Annotated in this window: 18 protein-coding genes, 1 tRNA gene and 1 pseudogene; 13 read left to right on the plus strand and 7 right to left on the minus strand. The window is 64.5% G+C overall.

Annotated features, from left to right (window positions below; all coding sequences use genetic code 11):
- Nucleotides 1–91 precede the first annotated feature (91 nt).
- From ABIG06_RS34575 to ABIG06_RS34615, 9 genes are all read left to right on the plus strand, one after another.
- On the plus strand, nucleotides 92–271 hold the full coding sequence (locus ABIG06_RS34575) for a hypothetical protein (protein ID WP_027575113.1): 180 nt from the start codon (nucleotides 92–94) through the stop codon (nucleotides 269–271).
- Nucleotides 268–1,422: a DUF305 domain-containing protein gene (locus ABIG06_RS34580; protein WP_370140232.1), complete on the plus strand. Its 1,155-nt coding sequence runs from the start codon at nucleotides 268–270 to the stop codon at nucleotides 1,420–1,422. Before ABIG06_RS34575 ends, ABIG06_RS34580 begins: the two co-directional genes overlap by 4 nt.
- Nucleotides 1,423–1,495: 73 nt before the next feature.
- Nucleotides 1,496–2,053 (plus strand): c-type cytochrome, encoded by a 558-nt coding sequence (locus tag ABIG06_RS34585; protein ID WP_370140233.1) that lies wholly within the window; start codon nucleotides 1,496–1,498, stop codon nucleotides 2,051–2,053.
- 32 nt (nucleotides 2,054–2,085) lie between these two features.
- On the plus strand, nucleotides 2,086–3,060 hold the full coding sequence (gene coxB / locus ABIG06_RS34590; RefSeq protein ID WP_370140978.1) for a cytochrome c oxidase subunit II: 975 nt from the start codon (nucleotides 2,086–2,088) through the stop codon (nucleotides 3,058–3,060).
- 23 nt (nucleotides 3,061–3,083) lie between these two features.
- Nucleotides 3,084–4,970, plus strand: a complete 1,887-nt coding sequence (ctaD, locus tag ABIG06_RS34595; RefSeq protein WP_370140979.1) for a cytochrome c oxidase subunit I — start codon at nucleotides 3,084–3,086, stop codon at nucleotides 4,968–4,970.
- Nucleotides 4,967–5,569, plus strand: a complete 603-nt coding sequence (locus ABIG06_RS34600; RefSeq protein ID WP_124157855.1) for a cytochrome c oxidase subunit 3 — start codon at nucleotides 4,967–4,969, stop codon at nucleotides 5,567–5,569. The genes ctaD and ABIG06_RS34600 overlap by 4 nt, the downstream gene beginning before the upstream one ends.
- The gene (locus tag ABIG06_RS34605) at nucleotides 5,566–5,910 is read left to right on the plus strand and encodes a hypothetical protein (protein WP_370140234.1); all 345 of its coding nucleotides are present in this window, start codon (nucleotides 5,566–5,568) and stop codon (nucleotides 5,908–5,910) included. The genes ABIG06_RS34600 and ABIG06_RS34605 overlap by 4 nt, the downstream gene beginning before the upstream one ends.
- Nucleotides 5,898–6,782, plus strand: a complete 885-nt coding sequence (locus tag ABIG06_RS34610) for a cytochrome c oxidase assembly protein (RefSeq protein ID WP_124157853.1) — start codon at nucleotides 5,898–5,900, stop codon at nucleotides 6,780–6,782. Before ABIG06_RS34605 ends, ABIG06_RS34610 begins: the two co-directional genes overlap by 13 nt.
- Complete coding sequence (locus ABIG06_RS34615; protein WP_124157852.1) at nucleotides 6,763–7,173, plus strand: c-type cytochrome; 411 nt, start codon at nucleotides 6,763–6,765, stop codon at nucleotides 7,171–7,173. Before ABIG06_RS34610 ends, ABIG06_RS34615 begins: the two co-directional genes overlap by 20 nt.
- 7 nt (nucleotides 7,174–7,180) lie before the next feature.
- On the opposite strand, the gene ABIG06_RS34620 is transcribed toward ABIG06_RS34615, so the two are convergent.
- The gene (locus tag ABIG06_RS34620; protein ID WP_124158330.1) at nucleotides 7,181–8,113 is read right to left on the minus strand and encodes a c-type cytochrome; all 933 of its coding nucleotides are present in this window, start codon (nucleotides 8,111–8,113) and stop codon (nucleotides 7,181–7,183) included.
- A 233-nt stretch (nucleotides 8,114–8,346) separates the two neighbouring features.
- Here ABIG06_RS34620 and ABIG06_RS34625 point away from each other — a divergent pair, with 233 nt between their 5' ends.
- The gene (locus ABIG06_RS34625; RefSeq protein ID WP_424578544.1) at nucleotides 8,347–9,243 is read left to right on the plus strand and encodes a Crp/Fnr family transcriptional regulator; all 897 of its coding nucleotides are present in this window, start codon (nucleotides 8,347–8,349) and stop codon (nucleotides 9,241–9,243) included.
- Here the strand turns inward: ABIG06_RS34625 and ABIG06_RS34630 are convergent.
- Both ABIG06_RS34630 and ABIG06_RS34635 read right to left on the minus strand, forming a co-directional pair.
- Entirely contained in the window at nucleotides 9,192–9,800 is a 609-nt protein-coding gene (locus tag ABIG06_RS34630) for a cysteine hydrolase family protein (RefSeq protein WP_370140235.1), read from the minus strand. The two genes, ABIG06_RS34625 and ABIG06_RS34630, sit on opposite strands and share 52 nt — an antisense overlap.
- A 38-nt stretch (nucleotides 9,801–9,838) precedes the next feature.
- Nucleotides 9,839–12,160 carry an FdhF/YdeP family oxidoreductase gene (locus ABIG06_RS34635; protein ID WP_370140236.1) on the minus strand — a complete coding sequence of 774 codons (2,322 nt, stop codon included), beginning with the start codon at nucleotides 12,158–12,160 and terminating at the stop codon, nucleotides 9,839–9,841.
- A gap of 178 nt (nucleotides 12,161–12,338) precedes the next feature.
- Between ABIG06_RS34635 and fdhD the strand changes: the two genes are divergently transcribed.
- Complete coding sequence (gene fdhD, locus ABIG06_RS34640; RefSeq protein WP_370140237.1) at nucleotides 12,339–13,145, plus strand: formate dehydrogenase accessory sulfurtransferase FdhD; 807 nt, start codon at nucleotides 12,339–12,341, stop codon at nucleotides 13,143–13,145.
- 183 nt (nucleotides 13,146–13,328) lie between these two features.
- Here the strand turns inward: fdhD and ABIG06_RS34645 are convergent, their stop codons facing one another.
- Nucleotides 13,329–13,538 carry a hypothetical protein gene (locus ABIG06_RS34645; RefSeq protein ID WP_370140238.1) on the minus strand — a complete coding sequence of 70 codons (210 nt, stop codon included), beginning with the start codon at nucleotides 13,536–13,538 and terminating at the stop codon, nucleotides 13,329–13,331.
- Between the two features lie 113 nt (nucleotides 13,539–13,651).
- Here ABIG06_RS34645 and ABIG06_RS34650 point away from each other — a divergent pair, with 113 nt between their 5' ends.
- Nucleotides 13,652–13,954, plus strand: coding sequence for a PadR family transcriptional regulator (locus tag ABIG06_RS34650; protein ID WP_370140239.1), 303 nt, complete (start codon nucleotides 13,652–13,654; stop codon nucleotides 13,952–13,954).
- Between the two features lie 3 nt (nucleotides 13,955–13,957).
- Here the strand turns inward: ABIG06_RS34650 and ABIG06_RS34655 are convergent.
- Together ABIG06_RS34655 and ABIG06_RS34660 are read right to left on the minus strand one after the other, a co-directional pair.
- A pseudogene (locus ABIG06_RS34655) lies at nucleotides 13,958–14,193 on the minus strand (multicopper oxidase domain-containing protein).
- Nucleotides 14,187–14,639 carry a hypothetical protein gene (locus ABIG06_RS34660; RefSeq protein ID WP_370140240.1) on the minus strand — a complete coding sequence of 151 codons (453 nt, stop codon included), beginning with the start codon at nucleotides 14,637–14,639 and terminating at the stop codon, nucleotides 14,187–14,189. The pseudogene ABIG06_RS34655 and the gene ABIG06_RS34660 overlap by 7 nt, the downstream one beginning before the upstream one ends.
- Before the next feature lie 99 nt (nucleotides 14,640–14,738).
- On the opposite strand from ABIG06_RS34660, the gene chrA reads away from it, so the two are divergent.
- The gene (gene chrA, locus ABIG06_RS34665) at nucleotides 14,739–15,953 is read left to right on the plus strand and encodes a chromate efflux transporter (RefSeq protein WP_370140241.1); all 1,215 of its coding nucleotides are present in this window, start codon (nucleotides 14,739–14,741) and stop codon (nucleotides 15,951–15,953) included.
- A 220-nt stretch (nucleotides 15,954–16,173) separates the two neighbouring features.
- Here the strand turns inward: chrA and ABIG06_RS34670 are convergent.
- Nucleotides 16,174–16,258: transfer RNA gene (locus ABIG06_RS34670), tRNA-Leu, on the minus strand.
- Nucleotides 16,259–16,282 lie beyond the last annotated feature (24 nt).

Here is a 16,282-nt window from a genome sequence, read left to right on the forward strand (position 1 = left end):
CGGACGAAACCGCAGCCCCGGTGCTCAACGCCCCCTTCATGCGCCGGGGTAGCGGCGCGAAGCCGGAGGCAGGACATATTGGAGGCAGCTCATGGGCAAGACCAAAGGTCTTCAGCAGCGGATCGCCGGCAAGACCAAGCAGGCCGTCGGCGAGATCATCGGCGACCAGGATCTGCACGATGACGGCAAGGCGCAAGCCGAGCGCGGACGCGACGAACAGGACAAGCCGAGCGAGCTCAATCCGCTGAAGAAGCTCAAGCAGCTGACGTGAACGCCGAGCCGCGACCAGCACTTGGCAGTGGGGCGCGGCGCACCACCGGCGAACGGCGGCGTTCGCGCTGGGTCGCCGCGGCCGAACTCGGCCTGATCAGCAGCACCTTCTCGACCATCGTCAGCCAGCTCTTCGCCGCCCGCATCGGCCGCGACGCCGCGGTCGACTGGATGACGGTCGCCGCCATTCCCGCGCGCGATTGGGCGATCAGCTCCGAGCCGTCCTGGAGCGCGATCCTGACCGGCATCGCTTTTCACCAATGGGCGGATTTTTCCTGGGCGTTGTTCTTCTTCGGTGTGCTCGGGCGCTGGACCGAAGACCTGCGGCCGGTGACGATCCTGCTGCTGGCGCTGCCCTGGGCCGTGTTCTCCTCAGGCATGGAATGGTTCGTGCTTGTGCCGCTGTTTCCGTTCTGGCAACCGCTGTTCACGCTGCAACAGCCGTACTGGATCGGGCTGCTGGTCCATGGCTCCTCCGCCCTAATGTACCCCCTGTTCGCCCGCCTGCGCTGGCGGGCTGGGACTGCGCCGGGACGCGATGTGCGCTTCACCAACATGTGGAGCACCGGTGCGGTCGCTGTGGTCGCCCTGCTCGGCATCACCGCGCTGTTCGGCAGCCGCGGCTACGAGCTGCCGTGGATGGGCCGCGACAGGGATCTGGACCAGGCTTACATCCGTCACATGACCGCACACCATGCGCAGGGCATCGAGCTGGCGCAGGTGGCCGCGGCGCGCGCGCAAGATCCGCATCTGAGAAAGCTCGCGATGCTGATGGTCGCAAGCCAGGCCGGTGAGGTCAGGATCTTCGAGAATTGGTGGCTGAGCTGGTTCGACACGGAGATGCCCGATTGCAGCACCGAGGAGCGTGCGGCGATGCCGGGCTTCCTGACGGCGGCCGAGATGCGACAGGTCAAGACCGCGCCGCCGGACCAGTTCGACACGCTGTTCGTCGAGACGATGAGCAAGCATCACCGCGGCGCGGTCAGCATGGCCGATCGGATGTGGCACAGCGGCGGCGATCTGCGCCTGCGCATCATGGCGCACGCCATTCGCCACGAGCAGCAGGGCGAGATCGCGCTGATGCGCGGCACGAGCGGCGTTGCCGCCGTCGTCACCGCCTTTCGCAACATGCTCGGCGACAACGTCAATTGAGCGCGAGGAACTTTGGTTCGGCGAGCCGATTGAGGAATGTAGTTCCCTGAAATCAAGCGATCAGATGCAACGGATGGCCGGCGTTCTCCTTGCTCTTGCAACCGCTTTGGCGGGATGCCAGCGGGAAGAGCGGCAATTGCGGCTCGATCCGCCGATCGCCGACGCGCTCGACAAGATCGCGCTGATGCCGAACCGCATCAGCGGCGCGCCCCCGGATGTCTATTTTGTGCTCGGCAAGCCCTATGAGGTCAACGCCTACAATCTCAGCCAGGGCAAGCGGCTCTATGCGTGGTTCGGCTGCAAGAGCTGCCATGGCGACGGCCAGGGCGGCAGCGGGCCCGGCTTCCTCGACGGCTGGTGGCACTACGGCCCCGAGATGGTCTCGATCTTCGCCTCGATCCGGGATGGACGGCCGCACGGCATGCCGGCGTTCGGCGACAGGATGACGACGGATCAGATCTGGCAGCTCGCCGGGTATGTGCAGACCATCGGCTCCTACGAAGGCAAGACCGCCGCGCCGAGCCGCAACGACGAGAAGCAGACCCGGCCCGCCGAGAACCGCGCGCCGGCCAAACTGTTGTTCGATGAAGGCCCCTCGCCCGTACATCCGGATCAGGGACCGACACCGTGATCCGCGCCGTCCGCAAAGCCTGTTCGAGCGCAATGCTCGCGACGCCGCTGGCTGGCTGCGGGGGCAACTGGCAGTCCGCGCTCGACGTCTACGGCACCTCGGCGATCAGCCTGAAACACCTCATCATCCTGATCGTCGCGGTCTGCTCCGCGGTCTGGATGCTGGTGATGGCTGCGCTGATCGCCGCGCTGTGGCGCGGCCGCGATGCGCGGCCGGCGCCTGCCGAACCGGGCCGCGAGCGGCGATTGACCATGGCCGTCATTGGCGCCGTCGTCGCCACCGTTCTCATCATCAGCACCTTCACCATCATGAGCTTCATCGCGACCCGCGCACTCACCGTCGCGGGGCAGGACGATCTGACGATCCGGGTGCGCGGCCTGCAATGGTGGTGGGGTCTCGAATATGTCGGCCCCGATCCTTCAAGCCGGTTCGAGACCGCCAACGAGATCCACATTCCCGTCGGCCGCAATGTCCGGCTCAAGCTCGAAGGCGTCGACGTGATCCATTCCGTTTGGGTCCCGAGCCTCGCCGGCAAGCAGGATCTCGTTCCCGGCCGCCCGAACGAGCTCACCATCCGCGCCGAGCACGCCGGCGTCTATCGCGGTCAATGCGCCGAGTTCTGCGGCATGCAGCACGCCCATATGGCGCTGCTGGTCATCGCCGAAACGCAAGACGATTTCGATCAATGGGCGGCTGCACAAAGGCAGGCGGCGGCGCGACCGCCCGACGAGGAAACCGCCGCCGGATTGCAAACTTTCCTGGCGAAGCCCTGCGCGGCCTGCCACACCATTCGCGGCACAGCGGCGGCCGGCACCACCGGGCCCGATCTCACCCATGTCGGCAGCCGCCGCACCATCGCCGCCGGCCTGTTCGAGACCACACGCGGCTCGCTCGCGGCCTGGATCGCCGATCCCCAGACCATCAAGCCCGGCAACAACATGCCGATGGTGCCGCTGACGCCCGACGAGCTGCGCGCGGTATCGGCCTATCTGGCGAGCCTGAAATGAACCGTCCTGCTACAACGACCGGTATGCGCGACATCGATATCGAGCGCACGAAACTGACCGGCGCGCTGGCGGAGACGTGGACGACACCATCCGGCTTCTGGGGCGCGCTCGCCACCGTGGACCACAAGATCATCGGCCGTCGTTACATTTTCACCGCCTTCGTCTTCCTCGCCCTCGGCGGCGTGCTGGCCGCCCTGATGCGCATTCAGCTCGCGCAGCCCGAGGCGCGCCTGCTCGGTCCCGATCGCTACAACCAGATCTTCACGATGCACGGCGCGAACATGATGTTCCTGTTCGCCGTGCCCGTGATGGAGGCGGTGGCGGTCTATCTCGTGCCGCTGATGGTCGGCACCCGCAACATTGCCTTCCCACGCCTGAACGCCTTCTCCTATTGGATCTATCTCGCCGGCGGCATGCTGCTCTGGACCGCGTTCGCGCTCGACATGGGGCCCGACGTCGGCTGGTTTGCCTATGTGCCGCTGTCGGGCCCGCAATACGGCGCCGGCAAGCGTGCCGACATCTGGGCGCAGATGATCACCTTCACCGAACTTTCCGCGCTCGCCGTCGCGGTCGAGCTGGTCGTCACCATATTCAAGCAGCGCGCGCCTGGCATGACGCTCGACCGCATCCCGGTATTCGTCTGGGCCATGCTGGTGACGTCGTTCCTCGTGATCATGGCGATGCCGGCGATCATGATCGCGAGTACCAGCCTGATCCTCGACCGCCTCGTTGGCACGCATTTCTACAATCCGGCCGAGGGCGGTGACGTGCTGCTCTGGCAGCACCTGTTCTGGTTCTTCGGCCACCCCGAAGTCTACATCATCTTTCTGCCCGCCGCGGGCATGGTCTCGACCATGATCGAGCCGTTCGCGAGACGGCCGGCCTTCGGCTATCTCGGCCTCGTGATGGCGCTGATCGCGACCGGCATCCTCTCTTTCGGCTTGTGGGTGCACCACATGTTCGTGGCGGGGCTGCCGCGGCTCGGCGACAGCTTCTTCACAGCCTCCAGCATGGCGATCGCGATCCCCGCCGGGATCCAGATCTTCTGCTGGATCGCGACGCTGTGGGACGGCAGGCCGGTGTTCAAGACCCCGCTCCTCTTCATCATCGGTTTCATCGTGACCTTCGTCATCGGCGGACTGACCGGCGTGATGGTCGCTTCCGTACCGTTCGACACCCAGGTGCACGACACCTATTTCGTCGTCGCGCATTTTCACTACGTGCTGATCGGCGGCGCCGTGTTTCCGTTGCTTGGTACCATCCACTACTGGTTTCCCAAGCTGACCGGGCGCATGATGAGCGAAACGCTCGGACGGTGGTCGTTCTGGCTGATCTTCATTGGCTTCAACGCGACGTTCTTTCCCATGCACATCCTCGGGCTCGAGGGCATGCCGCGCCGCATCTACACCTATCAGCCCGATCTGCCCTGGCACGGACTTAACCTGTTCATCAGCCTCAGTGCAGTGATTCTCATAGCCGGCTTCCTGCTGTTCTTCGTCAATGTCATCCGGAGTGCGCGCTCCGGCGAGGTTGCGCCGGACAATCCCTGGGATGCGCCGACCCTGGAATGGGCGACGACATCCCCTCCCCCGAGCTACAATTTCGCGATGATCCCGGTCGTCGGCAGCCTGCACCCGTTGTGGAGCGAGCGTGATACTCTCCCTGTCGCCGACGGCCTGCGCACCGATCGCCGCGAGCTGATCGTGACCACGCTGGCAACGGCCGAACCGCAGGCGCGCGACGCCTCGCCGCAGAATTCGATCTGGCCGCTGTGGGCGGCGATTGCGACCACGATCATGCTGATCTGGTCGATCTTCTCGCCATGGGCCGTGGTCTGGGGCTCCATCCCGGTCGCGGTCGCGCTGATCGGCTGGTTCTGGCCCAAGGGTACGCCGGAGGACGAGTCATGAGAGAGAGGATCGTGCTCGATCTCGGCAAATTGCCGCTGCACGGTTTGGGGACCGCGAGCGTCACCTGGTGGGGCACACTCGCCTTCATGCTCATCGAAGGCACCGGCTTCGCGCTCGCCATCGCCGTCTATCTCTACCTGATGAGCATGGCGACGGCCTGGCCGATCAATACGCAGGCGCCCGATCTGCTCCCGGGCACGCTCGTGACGTTGATCCTGCTGGCCAGTCTCGTCCCCAACGTCCTGCTCTCGCGCTGGGCGGAGCAGCAGGACCTGGGCAAGGTCCGGATCGGGATTGTGATCATGTCGCTCCTCGGCACCGTCCCGCTGATCGTGCGCATTTTCGAATTCCCCGCCCTCAAGGTGAGCTGGGACAGCAACGCCTACGGTTCAGTGGTGTGGACCCTGCTCGGCCTCCACACCATCCACATCATCACCGATCTCGTCGATACACTGGTGCTGGCGGCCCTGATGTTCACGCGCCACGGCCATAGCCCGAGGAGGTTCGGCGACGTCCAGGACAACGCCATGTATTGGAACTTTGTCGTCGCGACCTGGCTTCCGATCTATGGCTGCATCTATTGGCTGGCACGGCTATGAGCGCATCGAAGCTCTTCACCCATCTCTCGATCTGGGCAGGCCTCTGGTTCGCGCCGCTGGTCTGGGCTGCGAACATGCAGCTCGGGCAGGTCCTGCCGTATGCCGATTGCCGCTCGCAGCTCCATTTGTCCGCCGCCACCTCGTTCATCGGTGCGGCGTTCACGATAGCGTCGAGCTTCGCATCATGGCTGTCTTCGCGCCGGGTGATCGGCGGCAGCGGCGAGCACCGGAGCAATGCCGATTTCGGCGGCACCGTGAGCGCGCTCTCCGCGACCCTCTTCACTTTCGCCCTGCTGATGCAGGGCGTCGCTGCAATGGTGTTGACCGGATGCGAAAAATAGCCTTCGCCGCGATAGCCTGGTCGATGCCGCACTCGGTCTATGCCCATGGTTCGCCGCCCGGGGCTGCGGCTCCGAGCTGGACGACCGATCCGTGGATTGTCGCGCCGCTGATGCTTTTCGGCCTCATGTACGGCATCGGCAGGCTGTTGCTGGCGCGCAAAGGCCGCAAACGCATCGCGCAGGATATCGTCTGCGGCGCGGGCTGGCTGACGCTGGCAGGCGCGCTGGTGTCCCCGCTGCATTGGCTCGGGGAGCGCCTCCTCTCGTTCCACATGATCGAGCATGAGATTCTGATGGCCATAGCGGCACCGCTGCTCGTGATCGCAAGGCCGGTCGGACCGTTGCTATGGTCGTTGCCGCGACACGCACGGCTCGCGATCGGCTGGGCGATGCGACATCCGCTCACCACGCGGCTCTGGACCCTGCTGAGCGCCGGCCGCAACGCTACACTGCTGCATGGGATCGCGATCTGGGCCTGGCACGCGCCGGCGCTGTTCGATGCCGCGCTGGAGAATATCGTCCTGCACCGGGTGCAGCATCTGAGTTTCTTCCTGACCGCGATCCTGTTCTGGTGGTCGGTGTTCCGGCGCAGCCAAACCGGCAGTGCTGCCTGGCATGTCTTCGTCACCATGCTGCACACGAGCATCCTCGGCGCGCTGATGGCGCTGGCGCCGCATCTCCTCTACCGGCAGCAAGCCGACGCCGCGGCGGCCTGGGGCCTGACGCCGCTCGAGGACCAGCAACTGGCTGGCATCATCATGTGGGTCCCCGCGGGGACGATTTATGCCGGCGCTGCGCTCGCGCTGATCGCGCTCTGGATCCGAGGCGCCGGGCAAGACAGGGAGCGTGCCGATGCGCTTCACGCGCTCTAGCTGGTCAGCCATCGCATTGGGGACAGCAAGCCTCCTCATCGCTGCGGCGGTCGCGACGGGCTTCGCGCGCAATGAGCGCCGGCAGAATGAAAGCATCGCCCGCACCATGACGGGGGGTGATCCGAGCCGCGCGCCGGCGCTGATCCGCCGCTATGGTTGCGCGGGATGCCACACCATCCCAGGCATTCCCGGCAGCGACGGCCAGGTCGGTGCTTCGCTGTCCGATCTCAGGACGCGCGTCTACATCGCCGGCGTTGCGACCAACGCGCCGGACAATCTGGTCCAATGGATCGTGACGCCACAGGCCTTCTCGCCCCGCACCGCAATGCCCGCCACCGGCATCACCGAAGCCGAGGCGCGCGATGTCGCTGCCTACCTTTACGCGCAATGAGACGTTCTCATGGATTGGGGGTCGGCCGCGACGGCAATGATTTCACGAAGGCGGCGATCGCTAGGCGATCGCTCTCAGGCAGCATTGCAAGATTGGTGACCACATCGGCCATCGACGAGCCGACCCGGCCATGGTTCGGCGTGATCCCGGTCCTCAGCATGTCCGCCAGTTGCGCCTCCGACCAATCGCCGAGGCGCGCGGCCGTGATGTTGGGATAGAAGCCGGTGCCCACGGGGTCCTGCCCGCCGGCATAGCGCGTGCTCGATTTGATGCCACCAAACATGTTGCGGGAGGAATGGCACTCGGCGCAATGCGCCAGCGCCTCGCTCAGATAGCGGCCGCGATTCCATTTTTCGTCGTGAGCCGGATCCGGCGCGATCGGGCCCGGCTCGAAATACAACGCTTTCCAGAACCCGACGAAGCGGCGAATGCCGAATAGCGGATTGAGCTGATGGTCCGGCGGACGCCCCTTCACCGCGGGCAGCGTACGCAGATAGGCCATCAAATCCCGCACGTCCTCAGGACGCATATGCGTGAAGCTCGCATAGGGAAAGACCGGATAATAATGGCTTCCATCCGGAGACACGCCGCGCAGCAGTGCATTGGCGAGGTCCTTGGCGGTCCAGTTCCCGATGCCGTCGATCCGGTCCGTCGAAATGTTGGGCGCACGAAAGCTCCCGTAGGGGGACGCAAGAGCGAGTCCGCCACCAAGACGCAAACGGTCGGACTGGCCCGGCGAGGCATGGCAGGAGGCGCAATCGCCAGCCGCGAACACGAGCTTGCCATGCTCGACGTCGCCGCCCGTATCGGACACGGCATCCGCTGCGGCCGAGCCGAAGCGCTCCGGCGCGGTGATGAACCATACCCCCGCCGCAGCGGCTGCGCTCGCGACGAGGACTGCCGACACCAGCCAGAAGCGCCTGCGCATCCGCTTATCCATTTCCTCCATGGGACTGTCCATCCGGTAACGGACGCAAACCGCGGCTGTTCCTGCCCGACAGACGCCACTGCGCTCGGATCAGCCCAACCGAAAGGAACATCGAGCAAGGCGGCTCGTCGAGCCACTCGGCTCGCCGGATCGGCCGACGCACCGGAGCGAACCTATCAAACGTTAATGCTTTCTGCCGTCATTCTCGCTCAAACTGGACGCGGGCGGCGGCTATCGGAGATCACATGCAGGCAGGATTCGCTTTCTCGAAACTCGCCGATCGCCTGACGAGCCTCGTCGAACTGAGCACCGACGATCTCGACCTGCTTGCCGACATGCCGAGCAGCATTGCGCATTTCGGCGCGCATCAGACGATCTTGCGGCACGGTGACGAGGCAACGCAATGCTGCCTGCTGCTCCATGGATATCTGTCCTGGCAGAATCACGAAAGCGCAGATGGCCAGATCACCGCGATCTGCGTCCCGGGCGACATCGCGAACCTGCACACCCTCTATCGCCCGCGCATCGACGGCAATCTGATCGCGCTCGGCCCCGCCATCGTCGCCCTCGTGCCGCACCGCTTCTTTAGCGAAGTCGCGGAGCGTTCGCCGGCGATGTCGCATGCCATGCTGTTGATGCTGCTTGCCGATCACGCGATCCAGCGCAACTGGACGGTGAACCTCGGCAGCCGGGATGCATTGACCCGCGTGGCCCATCTGCTCTGCGAGATTACCGCGCGGCTGCAGATCGTGGGGCTCGCCAGGGATTTCAGATTGTCCTCGCCCTTCACCCAGTCCGACCTTGCCGCGGCCTGTAGCATCTCCCCGGTCCATGCCAACCGCACCATCCAGGAGCTGCGCCGCTGCAATCTGTTGCAATGGCAAGGCAAGACCTTGACGATCACGGACTGGCCGGGGCCTGGTCCGGCTCGCTGGCTTCGACCCGGCCTATCTGAGCGTTCGATCCGGTGCGGACGATGTGCGGCCGCCATACGCGAGATCGGTCACGGCGGACGTCGCCCTCGCCTGAATTGCTTCGAGGGGCGCCAGCGCGTTACGCGCCTCTGCGATTGCGGATCAAATTCCGCTTCCTACTCCCGCCAGAACTCGGCCAGCTCTTCCGCTGTCACCAGGTCGACCTGACCGTGAAACCGGGTGCGGTACATCGTCATGAGTGCATCGTGCCCGACGTCGGACGAGCTGCACAGCCCGTCTTCGACGATGACGACTCTGAAGCCGAGATCGACGGCGCTCAGGACGGTCGAGAGCACGCAGACGTCCGTCTCTGCGCCCGATATCACGACGGTGGCGACCTTCTTTTCGACCAGCAGGCTCGCAAGACCGGGATTGCTGAACGCGGAATAGGCCGGCTTGTCGATGACGGCAGCAGGCGGAACGAAGCGGTTCAAGGCCGGCACGAGATCGAGGGCAGATGGCGGCAGATGCCTGCGGGTCGCCTGGTGCCAGCGTCGAAAATAGCTCTGCCACTGTCCGGGACGATCCTCTGGATCCCGCGGGGCGATGAAGCGCGTGAAGATCGTTCTCTCCGGATGGCGCGAGACCACTGAAACGATCGTCGGCAGGACACGCTCCATCCAGGGCGTCGCCCAGAGGCCGCCCGGCGCGAAAATGTTCTGCATGTCGATGCACAGGTGAACGGCGTCCCTGATGTCGGCAACATCCGACGAGCTGTCCCTCATCGTCGTTCACCCCTGGTCATGTCGTCCTCATTCAGCATTCACGAGGCCGAAATCGGAGCCTCTCCGCCGTCGGCGATCTCGGGAGGGACGTCCTTGAATAGGCGTACCGGGACGGATTTGGCGGCGGGGACCTTGCTGCCTTCCGCGTAGTGCCAGAGCGGAATGAGCACGTTGCACTCCGGGTAGTAGGCCGCAATGCTCCTGCGCGGAATGCCGTAGGGAACGACCTGGAGCTCGCTCAAGCTGCGCGCGACGCCGTCGCCCGCCTCCGTCACCAGCGTAACGGTATCTCCCGATTTCAGCCCGTCGTCTTCCATGTCGGCGGGATTCATGAACACGACATAGCGGCTGCCCTTGATACCGCGAAAACGATCGTCTTCCGTGTAGATCGTGGTGTTGAACTGTCCGTCGGCGCGCATCGTCATCAGCTCATAGACGCCGTCGCTCTCGCGCGGCGGCGCGAAGGCCGACCTTGGAACGGTGAAGTTCGCCTTCCCGCTCGGGGTCTTCCACTTCCGCTCGCGGGCCGCGAGTGGCCGCGGAAAGCCGCCCGGCTCGAACATGCGCGCGTTAAAATCCTCGAACTGGTCGGGATAGGTACGCTCGATAGCATCGCGAATCCGCGAATAATCGGCAGTCCAGGCGTCCCAATCGACCTTGGGATTGGGCTTCAATGTCGCCTTTGCGAGCGCGGCAACGATCGCCGGTTCGGACAGGAGATGTTCGGCCACCGGATTGCGCTGGCCCTGCGAGCCGTGAATGCAGGCGGTGGAATCCTCCATCGACACCGCCTGCGGACCGCTTGCCTGCCGATCGATCTCGATCCGGCCGAGACACGGCAGCAGATAGGTGACTTCCCCCGGCACAAGGTGAGTCCGGTTGAGCTTGGTCGCGACCTGCACGGACAGCCGCAGATCCGACCATGCGGGCTCCATCAACGTGCGCTCGGGAACGGCGCGCAGGAAGTTTCCGCCGAGGCTGACGAAGCCGCGTACCTCGCCTTTCAGGATGCCCTCGCAGGAGTCGACGGTGGACAGCCCGTCCCACCGCGGCGGCTCGAAACCGTAGAGCTCGGCAAGCTTGTCGAGCGGCACGAGCTTGGTCTTCTCGGAAATACCGACCGTGCGCTGGCCCTGGACATTGGAGTGGCCGCGGATCGGCGAGATCCCCGCGCCAGGCTTGCCGATATTGCCGCGCAGCAGCAGCAGGTTGACGATCATCTTGGTCGTCTCGACCCCGTGCTTGTGCTGGGTGATGCCCATGCCGTAATTGGCGATCACGGCGTTGGCGGTCATGTAGGTGTTCGCGGCCTCGCGCAATGCCATCCGCGAGAGCCCCGAGGCCCGCTCGATCTCGTCCCAGTCCTGCGCGCGGCAAAACGCGGCGAACTCCTCGAAGCCGGACGTGTGCTGATCGATGAACGCGACATCGACGACGCGCGAACTTCCATCGGCGCGAGCGAGGTCGTCCGCCTCGATTACCCATTTGCAGATTCCCGTGATGGCGGCGGCGTCACCGCCGACCCGCACCTGATAATATTGCGAGCTGATGCGCGTGCCGCCCGCGATCATCTGAACGGGATTTTGCGGATTGACGAAGCGCTCGAGGCCGCGCTCTCGGAGCGGATTGAAGGTCACGATCGGGACACCGCGTTGCGCCGCCTCCTGAAGCGGATGCAGCATGCGCGGCGCGTTCGTGGTGGTGTTGTGTCCGAAGAAGAAGATGCAATCGGTGGTCTCGAAATCCTGCAGCAGCACCGTGCCGACAGGAACTCCGATCACCTCCGGCAGTGCCACCGACGTGCTCTCGTGGCACATGTTCGAGCTATCGGGGAAATTGTTGGTGCCGTACATGCGGCCGAACAATTGATACATGTAGCTCGCTTCGAGCGAGGCGCGGCCTGACGTGTACATGACGACGGAGCGCGGATCGAGCCGGTTCAGCTCTGTGCCGATGTGCCGGAAGGCTTCGTCCCAGTCGACCGGCAGGTATTTGTCGCTGGCCCTGTCGTAACGCATCGGCGTCGTCAGGCGCCCCTGCTCCTCCAGCTGATGATCGGACCAGGTTCGCAGCTCGGCGAGCGTATGTTGCGCAAAGAACTCAGGCGTCACGGTCTTGCGTGTCACCTCCCAGGCGGTCGCCTTGGCGCCGTTCTCGCAGAACTCGAACGGGCGCGGCTTCGCCGGCTTGGCCCAGGAGCAGCTCACGCACATGAATCCGTCGGGCTTGTTCTGCTTGAGCAGGATTTCGCTGCCGAGGATCGCAATCTCCTCCTGCGTGAGAATATGAGCGACGGCGTTGAGCGAGCCCCATCCGCCGGCCGGAGCATCATAGTTCTCGACCTTCGCCTTCTGCCGCATGACGTTTCCTTCGATTGCAGGCCCCGCACCCAGAACCCGAGATGCCTTCGCAAGTTCCTGAGCGCTCGGAACCTTTGCGCCGGCTCGCGCGTCATGACGGGACGCAGGACGAGCATCCATGCACGGCTCTCAATTTGGCGCACGCAATCACGCATCGACGCCCGCGGCCGCGGTCAATATGCCAAGGCTGACCTCGAGCGGCGCGCGTGATACGCGCGTCGTGGCTGAGGAATGTCCCGTGGCACTCGTCTACGACGCAACGACAGCCGCCGTTCTGATGGCCACCCCGGCCGATCTGCCCGACCTCGCCCGGGGTTTTAGTCTCACCGAAGGGATCATTCGCGACATCGGCGAGATCGAGGAACTCACGGTCGTGCCCGGTCCCGACGGCATTGAACTGCGTCTCTGGCTGCGACCGGGCGCGGGGCGCCGGCTGAAGGAGCGACGGCGGCAGCTCGTCGGGCCGACGGGGTGCGGGCTGTGCGGCATCGACAGCTTGCGCGAAGCGGGCCGGATCGCGCAAGCCGTCGAGCACGGCACGTGTCTCACCTCCGAACAGATCGGCACGGCGATTGCGGCCCTCACCGGGTCTCAAGTCCTCAATCACTGGACTCGCGCCACCCATGCCGCGGGTTTCTTCGAGCCGGACGGAGGGACCATGCTGGTCCGCGAGGACGTGGGTCGCCACAACGCGCTCGACAAGCTTGCGGGCGCTCTCGCCCTGGAGGGGAGATCCGGATGCAAGGGCGCCGTCATCCTCACCAGCCGGATATCGGTCGAGATGGTGCAGAAAACGGCGGCGATCGGTTCCGGCATCGTCGTTGGCATGTCAGCGCCGACGGCACTTGCAGTCCGGACAGCCGAAGCCAGCGGCATCACGCTTGTCGGCATCGCACGGGGAAACGAGTTCGAGATATTCAGCCATCCGACGAGGGTCGGGATGCCCGCGGCGGAAATGGATCGCGCCCACAAGCCTGGACCGTAGCGCCGGGTTGGCCTTGACCTCTGCGCTGCTCGGCAGAGATCCGACCTTTCAATGCTGGCGCCGGCGCCATCATCGGTGTGCTCGCAGGCAGCATACGTGGATAGCTCGCCGCCAAGAGGCGCACCAATCTCGCCCCTTGCGGTGTTCAGCGCGTAGACCCAACCCTTCCCGGGCTCACCCGCCTCAGCGCCAGGCTTTCTCGTTCTTCTGTTCGTAGTCCTTGAAGGCCTTCTCGAGCCCACCGAGGACTTCGGCGGACGTCTCGAACATCGCCTTCAACTGCGGTTCGTCGACCTTCTCGATGTCCTCGCGCAGATGGTTCCGAATGTCCGCAAGCGTCTTCTGCATCTTCTGCGTATGGTGCCGGGGATCGCGATTTGCCGCACTTGCCATGGCCTGTCTCCTCGCTCCTATATGCCTCCGCCGGACACAGGAGCTCCGGCGGGACGCCGAGTTAACGGACCGTCACGAGCGTCGTTCCAATTACGAAATCCGATAACGGGAACATGAAGTACAAGGATTTGCTCACGGGATTCATCAGGCTGCACATTCTGCACCACGCCGCGGAACATGAAATCTATGGCCAGTGGATGATCGAAGAGCTGGCCCGCCACGGCTACGAGCTCAGCCCCGGGACGCTCTATCCGCTGCTTCATGGCATGGAGCGGAAAGGCTATCTGCGGTCGCGCAAAGAGCATCCCGGACGAACGGCACGCACCCTCTATCGGGCGACGCCGCTCGGCAAGCGCGGACTCGCATTGGCCAAGTCGCGGGTCCTCGAGTTCACCGGCGAGGCCCTCGAGAAGTAGCGATCATGCATATGTGATCAGCCCGGCGAAGCCTTCGTCCATGTGGTCTTGATGATGGCGGTGGAACGAGGTCGGTCCGGGGCCGTCGGCGGCGAAATCGACCTCGGCCGTGGAGTATTTCGGCATGCTGATCGTGTCCTGGATCACCCCGGCGGTCGGCTTGTTCCTACCTTCGTGATCTCGAACGAGTGGCGATGCAGGGGCATGGAATGCTCCTCGCCGCTGTTGTTGTTCAGCACCAGACGGTACCGCTTGCCCCTGACGACGGTGAAGACCGTGTGCAGCCGGGAAGGTTCTCGGATGGCTGCAGCTGCGCTGGTGATGCCCCCTTCAGCACAATGGCATCCTGAGTGGCGGGCGATGTAATGATCGTGTCCGGGCCGGCGTCGGTTGCTGCAGCCAAGATCTCGGCAACACTGCCGAACAAGTTACGACTGATCGCTATCGTCATTATCGACATCGAAATCGCCGATTGTTGCGGTGCCAAAATTCTCATTGAACACGAAATTGTCGCTTCCTCCTGCGCCGAATATCGTTTGTCTTGCAGCTCTTCAACGATGTCGATCGTGATGCTCTCGAGTGCGCCTTCCGACCACGGCGGCGTTTTGACCTTCCCATTGCGCACCAAGAGCACGCACGATCCGATCGCTTCTGCCACACGGCCATGCTGGTTCAATAGCGCCATCCCGGCGAGCTCGCATGATCTAGAACCGCTGAGACAATCGCCTTTTATCGAAATTCGATGACCGCTAGAACGACTGGAACGATGCGGGAAGGACAAGTCATGAGCGACGACGCGATCGAGGACAACAAGAGCGCCACCTCGCCTGCCGAAGTGCTCCTGATCTTCCTCAAATTGGGGCTGACCTGTTTCGGCGGTCCGATCGCGCATATCGGCTACTTCCGCGATGAGTTCGTCGTGCGGCGGAAGTGGATCGACGAGCACGCCTACGCCGATCTGGTCGGGCTGTGCCAGTTCCTGCCGGGCCCGGCCAGCAGCCAGGTCGGCTTCTCGATTGGATTGATGCGGGCAGGCTACCTGGGCGCGCTCGCAGCCTGGACCGGATTCACCCTGCCCTCAGCCGTGATCCTCGTCCTGTTTGCCTACGGCGCCAGTGCACTGAGCGGGTCGGTTGGCGCCGGCCTGCTCCACGGGCTCAAGCTGACCGCCGTCGCCATCGTGGCACAGGCGGTCTGGGGCATGGCGCGCAACCTCTGTCCCGACCGGGAGCGTGCGTCGATTGCGGTGATTGCGGCATTGATCATACTCTTCAGCACCGCTTCGATCGCCCAGATCGGCGCAATCGTTCTCGGCGGGCTCGCCGGCCTGTGGCTGTGCCGCAGCGAGGTGCCGGCAACGACCGGACACGTTGAAATCCGGGTGTCGCGGACCGTGGGCCTGATCACGCTCGGGATGTTCTTTCTCCTGTTGGCTGGGCTGCCCGCGCTGCGAGGCCTGACGGGATCCACGGGCGTCGCACTGTTCGATGCGTTCTATCGCTCCGGCGCGCTTGTCTTCGGCGGTGGTCACGTCGTGCTACCGCTGCTGCGCGAGGCCTTCGTCGCCCCCGGCTGGTTGAGCGACGACGCCTTCCTCGCCGGCTACGGCGCTGCGCAGGCGGTGCCGGGCCCGCTCTTCACCTTCGCGGCCTATCTCGGCACGGTGGTCTCTCCTGAGCCGCACGGGCTCGCCGGCGCGGCGCTCGGCCTCATCGGCATCTTCCTGCCTGGAATTCTGATCCTGCTCGGCGCCCTCCCGTTCTGGGACACGTTCCGGAAAGGCGCCGGTGCCCAGGCCATGATGCGGGGCGTCAACGCCGCCGTGGTCGGCGTGCTCGGCGCTGCGCTGTACGATCCGCTATGGACGACGACCGTGCATTCGCCACGCGACTTCGGCATCGCTCTTGTCGGCTTCGTCCTGCTGATCGCCTGGCGCGCCCCTCCGCTCATCGTCGTCGCCTTCAGCGCTGCCGCGGGCATGACGATGACGCTTGTTTGAGTTCATGCGTGGCTACGCCAGTGCTCTCTCACGAGCGAGCCAAGGTTTCCCCGGCGAGGAATTGGCCTACTGAAAACATGACCAAGCCAAAGGGACCAGCGCTCGAGACGCGCAAGATCGGAAGCGAAGGATGCCGCCGCAAGGTACGTTCGCGGTCTGGAGCAACAGGATGGGAGGAGAAGCCACGAAATCTTTTTTCGGAACAGAGGCTTATCGCCCTTGGTGCGCTCGGAGGGACTCGAACCCCCACGATTTTACTCACTGCCACCTCAAGGCAGCGCGTCTACCAGTTCCGCCACGAGCGCTTTGGGGATACCGGTCTGAGGCTT

This window comes from Bradyrhizobium sp. USDA 326, assembly GCF_049739485.1.
Taxonomy (GTDB): Bacteria; Pseudomonadota; Alphaproteobacteria; order Rhizobiales; family Xanthobacteraceae; genus Bradyrhizobium.